This is a genomic window from Spirosoma jeollabukense (genome assembly GCF_054777855.1).
Window position 1 is genome coordinate 86,093 of sequence record NZ_BAAHAD010000011.1, and the last position, 18,504, is coordinate 104,596.

Below are 18,504 nucleotides of genomic sequence, written 5' to 3' on the forward strand. Positions count from 1 at the left end.
ATGATGAATATTAAAGAAAAAGCAATGCTAAATCAATCGTGGATTTCTAAATCCATGCCTAAACTCTGGCGTTTATTATTGATTTATCATTTATCATTCATCATTCATCATTCGTCATTGGCCCAAATTGGCACCTGGCAGTCTCACGTTAGTTATCAGTCGGGGCAGTCGGTGGCAGTTGTAGCGAATAAAATTTATACGGCTACTCAAAATGGGCTTTTTTATTACAACAAAAGCACAAACGAAACCACTACGTTAGGTAAAACGACGGGGCTAAGTGATGTAGGCATCAGCCGGTTACTTTATCTTGCCGATCAGAAACGGTTACTCATCACGTATCGAAACGGAAATATTGATTTTCTGACGGTATCCGACACAGGCGAACCCGAAACGGTACTGAACGTGAATATCATCGTCACAACAGCCAACTTACCAGCCTCTCGAACGATCAATCATATTAACCGCATTGGCAGTAATGCCTACCTCAGCACCAATTTTGGCCTGATCGTGCTGGATGTCTTAAAAAACGAAGTCCGCGATACCTATTTCAGCCTGCGATCTGATGGTGTTCCCCTACCGATTATACAGACAGTTGCTACGGCCGACAGCTTATATGCGCTGACGGCCGCCGTAAATCCGAAAGAAACCGGACGCCGAATCCGAGCCATACGCTTCGCAGCGGGTGTAAACATTGCCGACCCGGCTAACTGGAAGCAAATTGATACACCGGGGTTGTCAATTGAGTCGATTACTACAAACCAGGGCCGGTTGTCGGCAACGCTTAGTAAGCTGGGTGTTTATGAACGACAAAGTAGTAAGTGGATTTTAACGCAGTCGTTACCCAATGACATTATTCGACAATTTCCGGCCACAACTAGCTTACTTCTGGCTACCGACAAAGCCGTTACGTTACCTGGCTCCGGCACTTTTACCGGCGCCTTGTTGACCAATCCGAGAGAAGTGATTGCCGATGAAAATCGCGTGTGGGTTGCCGATACGACAAACGGGCTACTGGCGGGTAATGCCGGCACATTTCAGCGAATTGCACCCGAAGGCCCAACGCGGGACTTGTTCGCTCAACTTTATACGTACCCACAAACGGTCGTGGCACTTCCTGCCGGACCACGAAACGATACGTTGTTCTCCGTAAATCAACCACCCGTTAATGTACTTTCTGTTCCGAATGGTCGCTGGGCCAACACGTTAATTAATGGCTTATCCAGTAGTTTTAACTCGGCAGCATATTTGCCCGCCGACCAGCGACTTTATCTGGGCAGTTTTGGCAGCGGGCTATGGAGCCAGACTGAAGCGCAGCCTGCAACGCTGGTCCCGTTACCCGCCACGATCAGTCCCTATATCACCAGCCTTGCCAGCGACGCCGAGGGAAATTTGTGGATAGCAACGGGTCGAATAACGACGACACAAGCTACGTTGCACGTCCGCCGTCCTGATGGCCAGTTTCAGTCGTTTCCGTCAGTCAGTCAGATTAATATAATCCAGATTGTGCCCGATGATTACGGTTTTTTATGGATTCGCCTGGATCTTGGAAGCGGCCTGTTTGTATTCGACCCCCAAACGAATCGGAGCCGTTTTTTAAGTACCCTTACTGGACAAGGTGGCTTATTAACAAATAGTGTTCGAACGTTATCTAAAGATCGAACTGGAGCTATTTGGGTTGGTACTGACCTTGGTCCAACCGTGTTCGATGATCCAGCGGGTGTCTTCGATGGGCTTATTGACGCCCAACCGCCGTTGGTTAATCGACGGCGGTTGCTGGCAAATGAAGTGATCACGGCCATTGCCGTAGATGGCGGCAATCGGAAGTGGATTGGCACGCAAACCGGTATTTATCACGTAGCAGCCGACGGTTCTCAGCTGCTGAATACGTTCACATCGGATAATAGCCCATTACCAAACAATTTGATTCAAGCGGTAGCCATCGAGCCCGTCAGCGGCAAGGTATTTATTCAAACCGGACCTGTGGGTCAACCTAACGGACTTATCTCTTATCAAGGCCTGGCCACCGAACCAGCCGACACACTCAAGAAACTGACTATTTTCCCGAATCCGGTACGTCCCGATTTCACCGGGACGGTTGGCATCAACGGTCTGACGGAAAACGCAACGGTAAAAATTCTGGACGCCGGGGGCCAGTTGGTCTACGAAACCCGATCGCAGGGCGGTACCGCTGCCTGGAATTTGCGCGACTATCGGAATCGACAGGCACAGACAGGCGTTTACTTGGTCGTTGTCGTTACGTCCGATGGCACGGAGAGTTTAGCCGGGAAACTGGCCGTAGTGCGGTAGATCGTTAAAATTACACCTTCTATGATCATTACGGCAGATGAAGAAAAAGCCAGTAAAGATGATTTGATGAATCAGGCCATTTTGCCTAATTTTGGCCAGATTTTTAGCCAATGCCAGCAGCTAATGTGTATTAGTTGACAGGCCATAAAACGAAATCAATACACTCAGTATGAGAGAAATACAGTTCCGCGAAGCCCTGCGGGAGGCCATGACGGAAGAAATGCGCCGGGACCCGAAAGTCTATCTGATGGGCGAAGAAGTCGCCGAATACAACGGAGCCTATAAGGTTAGTCAGGGAATGCTGGACGAATTTGGACCGGAGCGGGTAATTGATACGCCCATCGCCGAACTGGGTTTTGCTGGTATTGGTGTTGGTTCAGCCATCAACGGACTACGGCCTATTATTGAGTTCATGACGTTCAACTTTTCGCTCGTCGCGATTGATCAGGTCATCAATTCGGCCGCTAAAGTCATGTCGATGTCGGGGGGTCAGTACTCCTGCCCGATCGTATTCCGGGGACCAACAGGTAATGCCGGTATGTTGTCTTCGCAACACTCGCAAAACTTCGAAAACTGGTTTGCCAATACGTCAGGTTTGAAGGTTGTTGTTCCATCGAATCCTTATGACGCCAAAGGCTTACTCAAGTCCTGCATCCGCGATAATGACCCCGTCATCTTCATGGAATCGGAGTTGATGTATGGCGATAAAGGCCAGGTGCCAGAAGAAGAATATCTGATTCCTATCGGGCAGGCTAAAGTCGTTCGGGAAGGCAACGACGTAACGATTGTCTCCTTTGGTAAAATTATGAAAGTGGCTTTGGCTGCGGCTGATGAGTTAGCCAAAAATGGTGTTTCGGCGGAAGTAATTGACCTGCGTTCGGTTCGTCCGATCGATTATGCAACAATTATTAGTTCCGTAAAGAAAACGAACCGGTGCGTTATTGTCGAAGAAGCCTGGCCGCTGGCAGCCATCTCGTCGGAGTTGACGTACAATATTCAACGTAATGCGTTCGACTATCTGGACTCGCCGGTTATTCGGGTCAACAGCCTGGATTTACCACTGCCCTATGCGCCCACGCTCATCGAAGCTATTCTGCCGAACGTGAAACGTACGTTGCAGGCCGTAGAAGCCGTGATGTATAAAAAGTAAGGCAAGTTTTGTTTTAGAGTAAAATCAAAAAGCGTTGGTCTAGCTGGCCGACGCTTTTTTTAATGTTTGCCATACTCGTGAACCACAACAAAAACGCCCGACTGTTCAAACAGTCGGGCGTTGATTTGCATAATTATAAGTAAAACCGCCATTCCCGTAAAATAGTTTATGGGTTGAAAAATAGACGTATAATTTTTCGTATTATTACAACACATGATGAATTCGCCCGAAAGAGGCCCCAAAGAGCCCAAAATTCGTTTATCCAGCCGGGTAATTTATGAAGTGACACTTCAATATATTGGCTCTTTGACTGCGCTACGTCAGCGTGAGCCGACAGTCATTTTTTTTTCAAACCTTCGCAAGGCGGTAGATGCTATTACCGTTGAGCTGGCCACAAATAACTGGCCGCCCAAGGTAAATTATACGGCGGTATATCGCGGGATTAAGCAGCGGGGATTTTACGGTTGTGATTTTGACGTAGCGGGTATGCGGGTATTCCGGATTAAAATCGTACCCAGAATTCTGAACCCAGCCTTACCACGATTAGGCATTGATGAGAATCCCGCGAAATAGTGCTGTCATATTTTCCATCTCAAGCTTGTTAATACAATCAACTACGATGAAACACGCTCTATTCCTTCTATTACTACTCGGAAGCACGATCGTCTATAGCCAACCAAGTACGGCAGACAGCACTAGTCTATCCAAACGACCAATTGTATTGGTAGATGGCAACTTAATTGACGTTGAAACGGGCAAAGTGCGCGAAAACATAAGTATGTTGATTGAAAATGAGACGATTAGGAAAATTGGCAAGAATCTGAAATTACCCGATGGAGCAACGGTCATTAATGCTAAAGGGAAATGGCTACTGCCCGGCCTGATTGACAGTCATATTCACTTGTTTCAGTCCGGTAGCATTTATACCCGACCCGATGGCGTCAACCTGACGAAATACCGACCTTATGAAATCGAGCGCAAATGGCTACGCGATAATATGGGTGATTTGCTACGTCGGTATTTGGCTTGCGGAATTACGACCGTAATTGACATCGGCGGACCGCTTTACCAGTTTCCCTACCGCGACCGTTTTAACAAGGTTTACACCAGCCCACAGATTTTGATGACCGGGCCGCTCATTTCAACCTATCAGCCTGAAGCATTTAAAGTTGATGATTCGCCCATACTTAAAGCCAACACACCCGAGGAAGCCCGCGAAATGGTACGTCGGCAACTAGTCTATAAGCCTGACTTTATTAAGGTTTGGTTCATAATTCGGGGCATGGGCAAGTCTGGGGAAGAAATGATTCCCGTTGTGCAGGCGGCCATCGACGAAACGCACAAAAACGGGCTCAAGCTAGCCATACACACGCAGGAGTTGCTTGCGGCTAAACTAGGAGTGAAATACGGGGCCGACTTTCTGGTTCATAGCCCGGAAGACGGCGTCATTGATGATGAACTCATTGGTTTGATGCAGAAAAACAAAGTAAGTTATGGCCCAACCATGATCGTCAACCGGGGAATAACGGGGTTCTTCGGCGACAGTCGAAAGCTGACTCCCTACGAATTTGCCAAGGCTAACCCCTACGTAGCAGGAACTCTGTTTGACTTCAAACACTTACCCGAACCGGAAATCCGCAAACGATATACCGACTTACTCAGTAGTTCCGCCTATCAGCTACGTTTGGTTAAGCGGGATTCCATTAAGCGGGCTAACCTAATAAAAGTCTGGAATGCAGGTATCAACGTAGTGGCTGGAACGGATGCCGGTAATCCCGGCACCTTTCATGCTACGTCCTTCATTGATGAGTTAAAAGCCATGCAGACGGCAGGTCTCTCAACCGCGGATTTATTAAAAGCCGCAACGATCAACGGGGCCAGAATTTTTGGCAAAGAAGGTCAGTTTGGTAGCCTGATAGAAGGCAAGCTAGCCAATGTATTGATATTGACACAGAACCCTCTGGAAACTATTGACGCCTTGATGAACATCGAAACTGTTATCAATCGGGGGTATGTAACCAACCCAGCGAAGCTACTGCCTAACTCACCCGAAAATCTGGCGCAACAGCAACTCAATGGATATAATGCCCGCAATATCGACGCTTTTCTGGAGCCCTACGCAGAGGACGTAGAGGTTTACAACTTTCCGGATAAGCTTCAGTATAAAGGTAAAGAAGCAATGCGCAAGCGGTACAGCAGTATGTTTGACAAGACGCCACTTCTGCACTGCGAGCTTGTCAATCGGATCGTGGTTGGCAGCACCGTGATCGATCACGAAAGCGTTACGTTCGCTTCAGACAAAGAGCCAGCAAACGCCGTGGCGATTTATAAGATTGAGGATGGGAAGATTAAGAAAGTATACTTCACCAGGTGATAAATTCACGGATCGGCTCAAGTAGCCGATCCGTGCTGTCAGTATTTTGTCAGTATGCCTTCAGGCTCAGATCCAGGCTCTTGATCTGATGCGTTAAAGCGCCCGATGAAATAAAATCGACACCGGTTTCGGCATAGGCTCGCAGGTTGGTTTCGTCGATGCCACCCGAAGCTTCGGTCACAAACCGGCCATTAATGAGCCGCACCATATCACGAATGCCATCGGGCAGGAAGTTGTCTAACAGAATTATATCCACCTGTCCTACACGTAGCACCTCTTCCACTTCAGCCCGGTTGCGCGTCTCAATTTCGATACGTAGCGTCCGGCCGGTTTCTTTCAGATACGTAACAGCTTTGGTAATTGCCGCTTCAATGCCGCCTGCATAATCTACGTGATTGTCTTTGATCAGAATCTGATCGTATAGCCCGAATCGGTGATTCACAGCACCACCAATCTTAGTAGCCATCTTTTCACAAATCCGAAAATTTGGCGTGGTTTTACGCGTATCCAGCAATTTTGCACGGGTGCCTTCCAACAGATTGACCAGCTCCCGTGTGTGCGTCGCAATACCACTCATACGCTGCATACAGTTCAGCACCAGTCGCTCGGCGGTCAGAATGTTGCGAGCGTTTCCGCTAACGGTCAGTACTACGTCGCCGGGGTTGATACTGGCTCCATCGTGCATCATCACATCAACGACAAACGTCGGATCAACTTCGGCAAAAATGGCCTGAGCAACTTCAACACCGGCCAGAATACCCGTTTCTTTAACTAAGAGTCGAGCCCGTTTCTGGGCATCGGCTGGAATGGTGGAGAGTGATGTATGGTCGCCATCACCGACATCTTCGGCTAAGGCTAACTGAATAAACTCATGTAGGTTCATAGAACGAAAGTAGGAAATTTTTTAGCGACGCTCCCAATTAAGCGCCAAAAGCCATTAGGGTACTTCAGGATGGTTAGGTCGATTGGGACAAAGATAATTACAGCTCCCTCAACAAACCGGGCAGAGTATACGCTGACTTGTAAGCCGGTAGTCTGTCGCATTATGGTGGACGACTGGAATATGGGTTGTACTCGTGACAGTCCCCTCCCCTGCGCAGTTCGGGCAGCGTACCGTCCCCACGCCACCGCAGGTAACACAGTTTAGTTTGGTAGAGCCAAAGGGTTTTACCAATGCCGACGACTCTTCCCTTCCGTCAGCAACAGCTGGATTATTCATGGAAAGTCCAATGATCAGATACCCGCCTACTGGGCCACCTAGTGCACCAGCCGCAACAGGCATGCTTTTGAAATTGACTTCTTCCAGACCGGGAGTTACCCGTTCGAAATACAGGGCAATTTGCATTGAATCGACACCGGTAGGCATCGTAATGGGCACATCCAGATCAAATTTACCGGCATTTATAATTCGAAATGCCTGACGAACATCCTGGCGATCGTATAAGTAGGTAGCCGAGCTTATGATAAATGTGGACAAGCCAGTATTCCGGCGTACAAATGTGAGCACCGTATTTTTCTGATCGTGTCTGACGCTCACTAACGTAATAGATTTATGCAGGAAATTCGACCATTCGTAAGGAATCGGCCGAGGAGACCCATCATCGTTGGCAACCCGGTTAGCTTCCTGGCTGACAAATAAGGCTACCTGATCGGCAGGAGACTGACGTAATGCGATGGCTGCGGAACTTAACACGGTGCCATCTGCCATTGTGATCTGCTCAATACTGGTTTTAGGCACTTCCTGAAGGGGAGCCTGAATAGTGTCGAAACTTTTAATCAGGACCGTCTTTGCCTTGAATAAGACAGCACTCGCTTTCCCGGTATGACCATTCGTGAAACCTATGGTGTGCTGAGCCAGTACGGATGCCGACATAACAAACCAGCAAGTCAAAGTACTGAAGATCGTTCTCATAAGTAGGGTCGTATTACATAGCTGAGTTGGGAATACGGGAACCTGTGTCAACATATAACGGGATTGTAATCAACTAAAGACTATCGGCAATTAGTTTTAATTAAACTATGACCTGTTTTAATCCACTATGGCTAGTTCGACCCTCTACTACATCTATACCTAACCCGTTGAGAACCGGGCCTATAAATTCCATTTGCATTCTATCGAAAATGATGCGAAATTTGTCATCCGCTAAGGAAACTTATGAAGCAAGCACGCATCATACAACGTCTTTCAAGCCTGTTACTGGCTACATTGCTCCTGTTTACGGCCGTGTGGGGAAACAGCAACGTAGCGCAAGAGAAAGCGTTGGTTGCTAAAAAACTGGCAACAGAGCAGGCAAAATCCGGGAAAGCGATCGATCCGAATGCGAAAGATGCTCAACTTAGCGCGGCTCAGTTTGAAGCCGTTGTAACGCCTGCGGTTCAACTAGGCGAATCAGGTCAGACAGCGTTTATGCTCCCCGCACCGACGCTTGTCATTTTACTGCTGTTGAGCGTTACTCTGCTCCGGCATTTTACCCTCCCGCATTTTTATTTCTCTTACTTCAGGCATGTTTTCGGGCATCATATAGCCACAAATGCCCCTTAACGTAGCGCAGAGATCAGTTCGCTCTGCCCAACGGTGTTTTAGTTTTTCTCTTAATTTTCATTAATTCATTTCAGATGCCCGAACAGCCATGTTCAGGCTACGTTCATGCAAAACAGAACCGGAATACTCATTCTGACGGGTGTACTGACAGTTATCTGTCTATACTTCCTGTCATTTACGTTCGTCTCAAGGAACTTCAAAAATGCCGCTGAGACCTACGCGACCAACAAGCAAGGCCAGGTTGACCGTAACAAGAAACAGCATTACCTAGATTCACTCTGGAAAGAGCCCGTCTATCTGGGGAGCACATTACAGGAAGTAACCGAGCGCGAACTCGGTCTTGGTCTTGATCTTCAGGGCGGTATGCACGTAGTGCTGGAAGTATCTCCCGTTGATATTCTCCGTAGTTTGTCGGGAAACAACCGCGATCCAAAATTCAATCAGGCGCTCAAACAGGCGTCTGAAGATCAGAAAACGAGCAACACGAGCTTTGTCGATCTGTTTGCCAGTGCGTTTAGCAAGATCGCTCCAGACACCAAGCTGGCAACCATCTTTGCCACCAGTGCCAACCGTAGCAAAATCAACTTTCAATCGTCAGATACCGAAGTACGGAAATTGCTGAATGATGAAGTGAATGGGGCTACGACTCGTGCCTTCCAGATCATTCAGGCGCGTGTCGATAAATTTGGGGTAGCCAATCCAAACATTCAACGGCTGCCAGGCTCGGGCCGGATTCAAATTGAATTGCCGGGTGTCGATAATCCTGAGCGTATCCGTCGCCTGTTGACTGGTGCCGCTAAACTTGAGTTTACGGAAGTGTATCGCCTGAACGAGCTGGCTCCTGCCATCGAAGGCATGGGTGCTTATTTGCTGCGCGAAGAAGCCGCTCGCAAAGCTGCTTTAAAAACGACCACACCAACGACTGGCTCAGCCACCAAAGGTACGTCTAGCCTGGAATCACAACTGGCCCAGGGTGCTAAGAAAGATTCGACTTCGAAAAGCGATACGGCTGCTGCCGCAGCACAAGGTACAGCGCTAACCCAGTTGTTTATTCCTGTTGGTCAGGATCAGTTGGGTGTCTATCTGAAAGATACAGCCCGTGCTAACGCCGTTTTGAACGCGACCGAAGTGCGTAGCCTGTTCCCAACTGATGCCGTGTTTGCCTGGGATCGCAAGACGTTCAAAGCAACGGATGGCAAAGAAATCCTGCCGCTCTACTTCCTGAAAAAAGCTGGTGGCCGTGCGCCACTCGAAGGTGACGTGATCACGGATGCCGCTAATGACTACGATGACCGTGGCCGTCCGGAAGTAACGATGAACATGAACCCGGAAGGGGCGCGTAAATGGAAAAATCTGACAGCGGCCAATGTAGGCCGTCCGGTGGCTATTTTGCTGGATAACCTTGTTTACACAGCCCCAAACGTACAGAACGAAATTCCAAACGGCCGGTCGAGCATCTCGGGTAACTTCACTGTAGAAGAAACCAAAGATATGGCCAACGTACTGAAAGCAGGTAAACTGCCAGCTCCAACCAACATCGTTGAAGAAAGTGTTGTGGGTGCTACGTTAGGTTCAGAAGCCGTAAGTGCCGGTGTACTTTCATCGATTATCGGTATCTTATTGGTGTTAGCTTTTGTGGTATTCTACTACAACCGCGCTGGCTTCATTGCCGATATTGCGCTGCTGGTTAACCTGTTCTTTTTGATGGGCGTCATGGCATCGCTGGGAGCGGTATTGACGATGCCAGGTATTGCCGGTATCGTACTCTCTATTGGTATGGCCGTTGATGCGAACGTACTGATTTTCGAACGTATCAAAGAAGAGCTGGCGCTGGGTAAAGGATTTAAGCAAGCCGTTACCGATGGATTCCAGAACGCTTTGTCTTCGATTATCGACTCAAACGTAACTACGTTCCTGACGGGTATCGTACTGTTTATCTTCGGAACAGGATTGATTCTGGGATTTGCGACAACGCTGATTATCGGTATTCTGACATCGTTGTTCGCAGCTATTTTCATCACCCGCATCCTGCTGGAGTATTATATCCGCAATGGTAAAACGCTGAGCTTTAGCTCATCCTGGGCTAAAAATCTATTCAAAGATTCTGACTTCGATTTCGTATCGCGTCGGAAACTGTACTATACGGTTTCGTCGGTCATCATTGGGCTGGGTATTATCTCCGCTATTTTCCGTGGATTTGGGCTGGGTGTTGACTTCAAAGGCGGTCGCTCGTATGTGATTCGTTTCGAAAAAGCGGTTAGTACCGAAGACGTTCGTAATTCGCTGGAAACTGTGCTGGGTGGATCACCCGAGGTGAAAACCTACGGTGGTACCGGTATTGGAGCCAATCAGGTGAAAGTAACGACGCCCTATCTGGTTGATGACAATTCGCAGGGGGCCGATAAGAAAGCCGAAGCCGCTGTTTATCAGGGTTTAAGCAGCATTAAAGGTAATCCGGCCAAAATTGAGAGTTCACAGAAAGTCGGCCCAACGATCGCATACGATTTGTTGACATCTGCCTTATGGTCTATTCTGCTGGCAGTTGCGGTGGTATTCGTCTATATTCTCATCCGCTTCAAGAAGTTGGCCTTTGGATATGGAGCCGTTGTAGCCATGTTCCACGATGTGCTTATCATTCTGGCTATCTTCTCGATCTTCAACGGGTTCCTGCCCTTCTCGCTCGACGTTGACCAGGCTTTTGTGGGTGCCCTGCTAACGATCATGGGTTACTCCATGAACGATACCGTCGTCGTATTTGACCGGGTACGCGAATACCTCGCCGAAAACAAAGGCAAGAAAGAAAGCATTGCGTCGATCATTAACAACGCCCTGAATAGTACGTTAAGCCGTACGGCTGTAACTGGTTTCTCCACGATCCTGGTCTTATTAGTCCTGTTCATTTTCGGCGGTGAAACCATCCGCGGGTTCTCATTCGCGATGCTCATTGGTGTTGTGGTCGGTACGTATTCGTCCTTGTTTGTGGCTACGCCAATCGTGGTTGACGCGCTGAGCCGCGATCAGGAGAAAGATGCTATTACACCAGGCATCGTAGCGGCTGAGAAGAAAACGGGCTTCGACGCCATTCCTGCCGACTTCACAAGTGCAGCGCCTGCTACGCCCGAAGAGTTTACGGCGAAGAAGGAAAAGAAAGAGAAAAAGCCATTGATTCGCCCTTCGCAGTCTTAATATATTGATTTCAGGAAAGCCGGGTAGTTCGAAAACTATCCGGCTTTTTCTGGTTCATGTCCCGGAATTTAGTATCTTTCCCAACGTTTTTACCTAAGAATATTTCCCCAAACGACATAATCACCAAACTCCATTGCCCTTCATGGAAACCAAACTAAAACCTGTTGATACGAGTGTCTGGCGCAAAAAGCCCCTGGCGGCCTATGAAGCTGACATGAAAAAGAGTGAACTCAAACGTGTGTTAACCCGCTGGGGTCTAACGTCTCTTGGCATAGGCGCTGTTATTGGCGGTGGAATTTTCGTACTAACAGGTATTGCAGCCCATGATTGGGCAGGCCCAGCCTTAGCTCTATCGTTTGTATTAGCGGGTGTGGCCTGTACGTTTGCGGCTTTATGTTATGCTGAGTTTGCCTCTATTTTACCCGTTGAAGGGTCTGCCTACGCTTATTCATATGGCACCGTAGGGGAGATTTTTGCCTGGCTTATTGGCTGGAATTTGATTTTAGAATATATGATGGGGGCAACAACCGTGGCCGTAAGCTGGTCTGGTTATTTTGAGAAACTTCTTCACCTTTTCCATATTGATCCGCCCCTGTGGTTAATGAATGATCCGGTTACAGCGCAGGAAAAAGCCGCTACGCTACGAGCTGCGGGCGTGGCTGTTCCCGATTTTTCGTTTGCCTTCAATCTACCCGCTTTTTTGATCGTATTAGTAGTGACATACATTCTGGTTAGAGGCATTAAGGAAGCGGCCAGCACCAATAACATTATCGTAATTGTAAAAGTAACCGTAGTGATTTTTGTGATAGTCGTGGGTGCTTTTTACGTAGACACGACCAACTGGCACCCTTTCATTCCCGATGTCATCGAAGGACCGGGAAAAGTGCCGCATTCTGGTTTTCAGGGTATTGTAACAGCCGCCAGTATCGTGTTCTTTGCCTATATCGGTTTTGATGCGGTATCGACACAGGCGGGTGAAGCAATCAACCCGAAAAAAGACGTGCCATTTGCCATTATCGCATCCCTGATTATCTGCACAACCCTTTATATTCTGGTTTCTCTGGTGCTGACAGGCATGGTTCCTTTTAAAAGCCTTGACTTAAAAGCACCTGTAGCACAAGCGTTTGCCGATAAGGGGTTGACCTGGGCTGTATACATCATAACGATTGCCGCACTGGGCGGGTTGACCTCGGTTATGCTGGTGATGATGTTGGGACAAACCCGTATATTTTTGGGTATGGCCAAAGACGGCCTATTACCTAAAAACCTGTTTGCGTCTATTCACCCAACCTTCAAAACGCCCTGGAAGAGTACAATTCTAGTTGGGTTAATTGTGGCCGTAGTAGCCTCGCTTACACCAATCGATAAAGTATCAGAATTGTGTAGCTCAGGTACGTTGTTGGCCTTTGCCATGATTTGCGGAGCCGTCTGGTTATTGCGCGTTCGGGAGCCAAACCTGGAACGTCCTTATCGTACCCCCGCGCTGCCGGTTATTGCTACGTTAGGTATTTGCGCTAACTTGTATCTGATGTATAATTTACGGACGGACACTAAAATATCATTTGTGATTTGGTGCGCATTAGGCCTCGTCGTTTACTTTCTGTACAGCCGGAAGCATAGCCATTTAAACAACCCCCCAGAGTAGTTTCTGCGCTGGAGAAATACCTCTAAACGGCCCCCGGCAACTTGTCGGGGGCCGTTTTCATTAATCTATAAATTAAACATCTCGGCTATGAAGTGTAGCTTTGTTCTGTAATGAGTGAACAGGAGTTATTTGGGTACGCATCGGGCATTGTCGTAGGCCTGGTTATCGGATTAGCCGGGGGCGGGGGGTCAATCCTGACAGTGCCGATTTTTATTTATATCTTCCATATACCTACTGTATTAGCGACAACTTATTCGCTGTTTGTAGTTGGATCAACATCATTGGTTGGCTCCATTAACCACATTCTAAAAAAACGGGTTGACTTAACCGTAACAGCCGTTTTCGCTTTACCGTCATTCATATCAGTCTACTTAAGTCGGCGGTTTCTGGTTCCCGCCTTACCTGATCCAATTTTTCAGTTTGAACAGTTTGTGCTTCCAAAAAGCAATGCGATCCTCTACTTTTTCTCTATTGTGATGATTATCGCGGCCCGGGCCATGATTCAGAATGATCGCCCAGAACAAGGTGAAGCCTCAGACGGGCGGCCACGCTACGGTTCACTCGCGCTCGACGGGCTGGCAGTGGGATTGCTTACGGGCACTATTGGCGCGGGTGGTGGCTTCCTGATCGTTCCGATGTTGGTACTCATGGCGGGACTGCCCATTCAACGGGCTGTTGCTACGTCGGTATTAATTATTGCGGTTAATTCATTTGTTGGCTTTCTGGGTGACATTCACCATACCGACCTGAACTGGAATTTTATACTACCTTTTACGGGTTTATCCATCGCAGGCATTTTCATCGGCATGTACTTAGCCCGCTTTGTTGCCCCCGACCGCCTGAAAAAAGGATTCGGCTGGTTTGTACTAGTGGTGGCTAGTTACATGATTTTGCGAGAATTGCTGTAACGCGGGTGGAAACCCGAATTTATTGATGAAACTGCGGGTTTCCACCCGCGTTACGTATGACAATCGAACAATTATACACGGGCTGTCTGGCACAGGGAGCTTATTATATTGAAAGCAATGGTGAAGCCGCCATTATTGACCCGCTTCGCGAAACATCGCCTTATATCAGAAAGGCAGAAAAAGCTGGTGCGAAAATTAAATATGTTTTTGAAACCCATTTTCACGCTGATTTCGTGTCAGGGCATCTGGACTTAGCCAATAAAACGGGAGCTACGATTGTGTACGGCCCCAATGCAAACACAAGCTATGAGGCTTATCATGCCAGGGACGGCGAAACATTTGCCTTAGGTAACGTAACGATAAAAGTCCTGCATACACCTGGCCATACACTCGAATCTACTACGTATCTGCTTATCGACGAAACAGGAAAAGAACGGGCTATTTTCACGGGGGATACGTTGTTTATTGGCGATGTAGGTCGACCAGACCTGGCGATCAAAGGTAACCTGACCGAACATGATTTGGCTGGCATGCTCTACGACAGCCTCAATAGGAAGATAATACCGCTGCCCGACGATGTTATTGTTTATCCAGCTCATGGTGCAGGATCAGCCTGTGGCAAGAACATGAGCAAGGAAACAACTGATACGCTCGGCAATCAGAAACGATTTAATTACGCGTTGCGGGCTAAATCGAGAGACGAGTTTATTGAGAAAGTACTCGACGGCCTGACCGCAGCCCCCACTTATTTCGCCGAAAATGCCCGACTCAACAAAGAAGGCTATGAACCCATTGACCGGGTTATGCAACGAGGCAGTCAGGCGCTTTCGCCCGATGCGTTTGAAACGGCCGTTAACGAAACCAATGCACTGATTCTGGACGTTCGGGATGCCGCTGATTTTGCTAAAGGATTTATACCAAATGCTATTAATATTGGCTTAAACGGGCAATTCGCTCCCTGGGTTGGCGCTTTAATTCCTGAGTTAACTCAGCCAATTGCCCTTGTTACGCCTGCTGGTCAGGAAAGCGAAACCGTTCTGCGACTGGCGCGCGTTGGTTACGACAATTGCATTGGTTTTCTAGATGGAGGCTTTTCAACCTGGCTGCAAGCAGGTAAAGAAATCGATACGGTTGAAAGTATTTCGGCACAAGAATTCGCGAGACGCTGGAAACAGAACCCATCTAGTCCAATCGTTGATGTACGAAAGCCTACAGAGTTTTTGGGAGAACATGTTGAGGGAGCCGAAAATTTATCGTTAGATAATCTCAACGACCACATGGCCGAAATCAGCCGAAACGAGCCGGTTTACGTACACTGCGCCGGTGGTTACCGATCCATGGTCGCCAGTTCCATTTTAAAAGCGCGGGGCTTTGACAACGTAGTAAATATAGAAGGCGGGATGGCCGCCATAAAAAAAACGGACGTACCGGTTGAGTCATCCGTTGAGAGTCACTAGTTGGTGGTATTTCAACGAATGACTCTCAACAAAGACATTTTACTGCTTCCTCTCCGGCATCAGCACTAGCCGGATCAGATTGGATCCAAGATATTGATTGGCAGCTGCTTTCATGCTATCAACGGTTACTTTGGCCAACTGCTCATTCTCGTGCAGAACCTCGTCTGGCGCATCGCCATTGTAATATTGATTCTGTAAATAACCCAGCCAGAACTGGTTGTCTTTCAACTGCACTTCTGTTTCGCGTCTGGTTTCGGCTTTAAATTTAGCAATGTCAGCGGGTAACGCGCCTTTCTGTTTCAGGTCATTGATCAACTCCTGCGTTTTGGCAATGAGCTTTTCAACGTTTTCGGGAGCACAGCCAAAATTGATGCGAAAGGTGTAACGCGACACGGGATACTTTGAGTAGGCGGCACTGGCACCAACGCCATAGACACCACTTTCCTCTTCCCGGAGCTTTTCAATCAGTTTGATTTCGAGCACTTCAGCCAACGCATCTAACTGGGTAGTGGTTTCGGACGACCAGACCAAATCACCACTGTAAACCAATTGTACGGACGCTTTTGGATCAACACCCCGATAGACTGTTTTGCTGATTTGGCCAGTCGGAATCCGGATTCCAAGATCCTTAAATTTCTCCTTCTTATCTGTTGACGGTAAGCCGCCAAGGTATTTTTCCACCAATGGCTTCAGTTGATCTTCCTTGAAATTACCGACAAAATAGAACGTGAAATCCCCGGCATTGGCGAAACGCTCCTGATAGATTTTCAGGGCCCGGTCGAGGTCAATTTTGTCCAGATCATCGGGTTTGAGCGGCTGCCGACGGGGATTGTTGTTACCAAGCGTTACCGTCACCGTATCCTGGAAAACGCCCTGTGGCGTAGGCGTATTGATCCGGTTCTGTAAGGCACTCCGCTGATTTGACAGGAATCCTTTCACAACGTCGGGGTCTTTGCGCGGCTGTGTGAAATAGCTGTAGAGCAATTGCAGCGCCGTTTCCAGGTCTTTTGGGGCCGCGCTACCGTTGATGCCTTCGCTTAGCTCACCCACAAATGGGAACACACTTACCTGCTTGCCCGACAAAAATTTACCCAACTGAATCTGATTATACTCCCCCGTGCCACCCATTGCCGTCAACGTAGACGAAAACCGCGCCGACTGAAAATCCGGCAGCTCATACAGAGACGTACCACCAAAACTGCTGGCCGAAAATAGAATCTGATCGTTTTTAAACGTAGTGGGTTTAAGCACGATCCGAACGCCATTTTTCAGCGTCCACTCGGTAACACCGATATCCTTGATTTGCTTCTCATCTACCACTGGCGAGCCGGTCGGCTGTTTAGCGAGCAACGGACTGTCAATCGTTTTATCTTCGTAAGCCGTCAGTCCCTTGCCAGCGTCATCCACGTAACTGAGAATTTGCGGAACGGTCGGGAGCTTGGCCTTGTCTTTTTCGGGTGCCATCACGATAACGGCCCGGTTGTCATTGTGAATAAATTGATCGACCAGCGCATTTACTTCCGCGAGTTTGATACCATCCTGCTCTTTTTTCAGGAAATTATAATAGAACTCGATGCTTGTGTAAGGCGATTTGTCCGTAAAATTCTGAATGTACTCGTTCACAAAATTGGCCGATCGGGTTTTGTCGCGTTCGCTGTAGGCCTGCTCCACGTTCGTCAGAAATTCCTGCTTGGCACGGGCCAATTCGGTTGGTGTGAAGCCAAATTGTTTCACACGGGCGTTCTCGTTGAGTACGGCCCGAATGGCCCGCTCTACGTTTCCCTCCTTTGCGACAGCAATAGATGTAAAGGCGTCAAGATTGCCCAAGAAATCACTGTAGTTGCTATAACCACCCAAAAATGGCGGATCAGCCTGTTGGGTCAACTCCTGAATCCGGTTGCCCAGCATGGTGTTGAACAGACCACGCTTAATGCTTTCCCGTAAGTCATTTAGCGTTTTTTCCTTGATTTCCGGCCGCTTATAAATGACCTGCACCACCGTATTCGGCTGTTCAGGATCAGTCACGATCACAACTTTGGTGTCCTTATGTGCGGGAATTTCGTATTCGGTACGTGGTTTGGGCGACTTTACGGCTGGAATCCGACCGAATTTCTCTCGAATGATGCCTTCCACCTGTTTCATATCGAAATCACCAACGGCGACAACCGCCATCAGATCAGGACGATACCAGTCTATATAAAACTGACGTAATGATTCGGGTTTGAACGTAGTGAGTACTTGCTCGGTGCCAATTGGCAATCGCTTCGAGTACTGCGAATTATTCAGTAGCAATGGAAAATACTGATCCCGCATCCGCTGACCAGCTCCGCGGCCAAGCCGACGTTCTTCCAGAATAACACCTCGTTCTTTATCAACTTCAACCGGGTCGATGGTTGCGTTATGCGCCCAGTCTTCTAGAATCTGGAACGCCTTAACAAATACATCGGCCGAATCGGTCGGAACGGGTAATTGATAAACCGTTTCGTCGAAACTCGTATAGGCATTCAAATCAGCGCCAAAGCGAACCCCCGCCGATTGTAAAAAGTTTACCAGCTCATTTTTCGGAAAATTCTTGGTACCGTTAAACTCCATGTGTTCCATGAAGTGCGCCAGCCCCTGCTGATTGTCGGTTTCCAGCACCGATCCAGCCCGGATGACCAGCCGAAGTTCAGCGCGATTTTTCGGCTCGGCATTTTTACGAATGTAGTACGTCAGACCATTCGGGAGCTTACCAACCTTAACGTCAGGATCGAGTGGAATGGGGCTATTCAGGTTTAACGTAGCTGATGATTTGGGTTTGGGCGCGGGTTGCGCAACTACCAGCGTAGCGCTGAGCAACAGGCTCAGGCATAAAGGAAAACGTACCATTCGGTCGTTTGAATTAGTTATGGTTCTTCAATCAGAAATACAGATCAATAACGCTGGACAATGGCGA

At 48.2% G+C, this 18,504-nt stretch carries 12 protein-coding genes; 9 read left to right on the plus strand and 3 right to left on the minus strand.

Features of this window, described 5'->3' with window-relative positions; translation table 11 throughout:
• Window positions 1–54: 54 nt before the first annotated feature.
• From porZ to ACYVEA_RS27950, 4 genes are all read left to right on the plus strand, one after another.
• Entirely contained in the window at window positions 55–2,307 is a 2,253-nt protein-coding gene (porZ, locus tag ACYVEA_RS27935; RefSeq protein ID WP_461116713.1) for a type IX secretion system anionic LPS delivery protein PorZ, read from the plus strand.
• Between the two features lie 169 nt (window positions 2,308–2,476).
• The gene (locus ACYVEA_RS27940) at window positions 2,477–3,457 is read left to right on the plus strand and encodes a pyruvate dehydrogenase complex E1 component subunit beta (RefSeq protein WP_093825406.1); all 981 of its coding nucleotides are present in this window, start codon (window positions 2,477–2,479) and stop codon (window positions 3,455–3,457) included.
• A gap of 213 nt (window positions 3,458–3,670) precedes the next feature.
• Window positions 3,671–4,030, plus strand: a complete 360-nt coding sequence (locus tag ACYVEA_RS27945; RefSeq protein ID WP_461116714.1) for a hypothetical protein — start codon at window positions 3,671–3,673, stop codon at window positions 4,028–4,030.
• Between the two features lie 46 nt (window positions 4,031–4,076).
• The gene (locus ACYVEA_RS27950; RefSeq protein WP_461116715.1) at window positions 4,077–5,831 is read left to right on the plus strand and encodes an amidohydrolase family protein; all 1,755 of its coding nucleotides are present in this window, start codon (window positions 4,077–4,079) and stop codon (window positions 5,829–5,831) included.
• A gap of 49 nt (window positions 5,832–5,880) precedes the next feature.
• Here ACYVEA_RS27950 and nadC read toward each other — a convergent pair whose 3' ends face one another.
• Together nadC and ACYVEA_RS27960 are read right to left on the minus strand one after the other, a co-directional pair.
• On the minus strand, window positions 5,881–6,714 hold the full coding sequence (gene nadC / locus ACYVEA_RS27955; protein WP_461116716.1) for a carboxylating nicotinate-nucleotide diphosphorylase: 834 nt from the start codon (window positions 6,712–6,714) through the stop codon (window positions 5,881–5,883).
• A 108-nt stretch (window positions 6,715–6,822) separates the two neighbouring features.
• Window positions 6,823–7,743, minus strand: a complete 921-nt coding sequence (locus ACYVEA_RS27960) for a hypothetical protein (RefSeq protein WP_461116717.1) — start codon at window positions 7,741–7,743, stop codon at window positions 6,823–6,825.
• Window positions 7,744–7,986: 243 nt separating this feature from the next.
• Between ACYVEA_RS27960 and ACYVEA_RS27965 the strand changes: the two genes are divergently transcribed.
• The 5 genes from ACYVEA_RS27965 to ACYVEA_RS27985 all read left to right on the plus strand — a co-directional run bounded on the left by ACYVEA_RS27965 (window position 7,987) and on the right by ACYVEA_RS27985 (window position 15,569).
• A complete protein-coding gene (locus ACYVEA_RS27965; RefSeq protein ID WP_461116718.1) occupies window positions 7,987–8,373 on the plus strand; it encodes a hypothetical protein in 387 nt (128 codons plus the stop codon).
• A gap of 105 nt (window positions 8,374–8,478) precedes the next feature.
• Entirely contained in the window at window positions 8,479–11,559 is a 3,081-nt protein-coding gene (gene secDF / locus ACYVEA_RS27970) for a protein translocase subunit SecDF (RefSeq protein WP_461116719.1), read from the plus strand.
• A gap of 142 nt (window positions 11,560–11,701) precedes the next feature.
• Window positions 11,702–13,204 (plus strand): APC family permease, encoded by a 1,503-nt coding sequence (locus tag ACYVEA_RS27975; protein ID WP_461116720.1) that lies wholly within the window; start codon window positions 11,702–11,704, stop codon window positions 13,202–13,204.
• Between the two features lie 110 nt (window positions 13,205–13,314).
• Window positions 13,315–14,112 (plus strand): sulfite exporter TauE/SafE family protein, encoded by a 798-nt coding sequence (locus ACYVEA_RS27980; protein ID WP_461116721.1) that lies wholly within the window; start codon window positions 13,315–13,317, stop codon window positions 14,110–14,112.
• A gap of 56 nt (window positions 14,113–14,168) precedes the next feature.
• Window positions 14,169–15,569, plus strand: a complete 1,401-nt coding sequence (locus tag ACYVEA_RS27985; RefSeq protein ID WP_461116722.1) for an MBL fold metallo-hydrolase — start codon at window positions 14,169–14,171, stop codon at window positions 15,567–15,569.
• Between the two features lie 39 nt (window positions 15,570–15,608).
• Here the strand turns inward: ACYVEA_RS27985 and ACYVEA_RS27990 are convergent, their stop codons facing one another.
• Complete coding sequence (locus ACYVEA_RS27990; protein ID WP_461116723.1) at window positions 15,609–18,437, minus strand: M16 family metallopeptidase; 2,829 nt, start codon at window positions 18,435–18,437, stop codon at window positions 15,609–15,611.
• Window positions 18,438–18,504: the final 67 nt, after the last annotated feature.

Bases quoted from the DNA above. Each gene is read 5' to 3' on its own strand.
- ACYVEA_RS27940 (WP_093825406.1), top strand. From the start codon at position 2,477: ATGAGAGAAATACAGTTCCGCGAAGCCCTGCGGGAGGCCATGACGGAA.
- ACYVEA_RS27950 (WP_461116715.1), top strand. From the start codon at position 4,077: ATGAAACACGCTCTATTCCTTCTATTACTACTCGGAAGCACGATCGTC.
- ACYVEA_RS27945 (WP_461116714.1), top strand. From the start codon at position 3,671: ATGATGAATTCGCCCGAAAGAGGCCCCAAAGAGCCCAAAATTCGTTTA.
- ACYVEA_RS27960 (WP_461116717.1), bottom strand. From the start codon at position 7,743: ATGAGAACGATCTTCAGTACTTTGACTTGCTGGTTTGTTATGTCGGCA.
- ACYVEA_RS27975 (WP_461116720.1), top strand. From the start codon at position 11,702: ATGGAAACCAAACTAAAACCTGTTGATACGAGTGTCTGGCGCAAAAAG.
- ACYVEA_RS27990 (WP_461116723.1), bottom strand. From the start codon at position 18,437: ATGGTACGTTTTCCTTTATGCCTGAGCCTGTTGCTCAGCGCTACGCTG.
- porZ (WP_461116713.1), top strand. From the start codon at position 55: ATGCCTAAACTCTGGCGTTTATTATTGATTTATCATTTATCATTCATC.
- ACYVEA_RS27965 (WP_461116718.1), top strand. From the start codon at position 7,987: ATGAAGCAAGCACGCATCATACAACGTCTTTCAAGCCTGTTACTGGCT.
- ACYVEA_RS27985 (WP_461116722.1), top strand. From the start codon at position 14,169: ATGACAATCGAACAATTATACACGGGCTGTCTGGCACAGGGAGCTTAT.
- ACYVEA_RS27980 (WP_461116721.1), top strand. From the start codon at position 13,315: ATGAGTGAACAGGAGTTATTTGGGTACGCATCGGGCATTGTCGTAGGC.
- secDF (WP_461116719.1), top strand. From the start codon at position 8,479: ATGCAAAACAGAACCGGAATACTCATTCTGACGGGTGTACTGACAGTT.
- nadC (WP_461116716.1), bottom strand. From the start codon at position 6,714: ATGAACCTACATGAGTTTATTCAGTTAGCCTTAGCCGAAGATGTCGGT.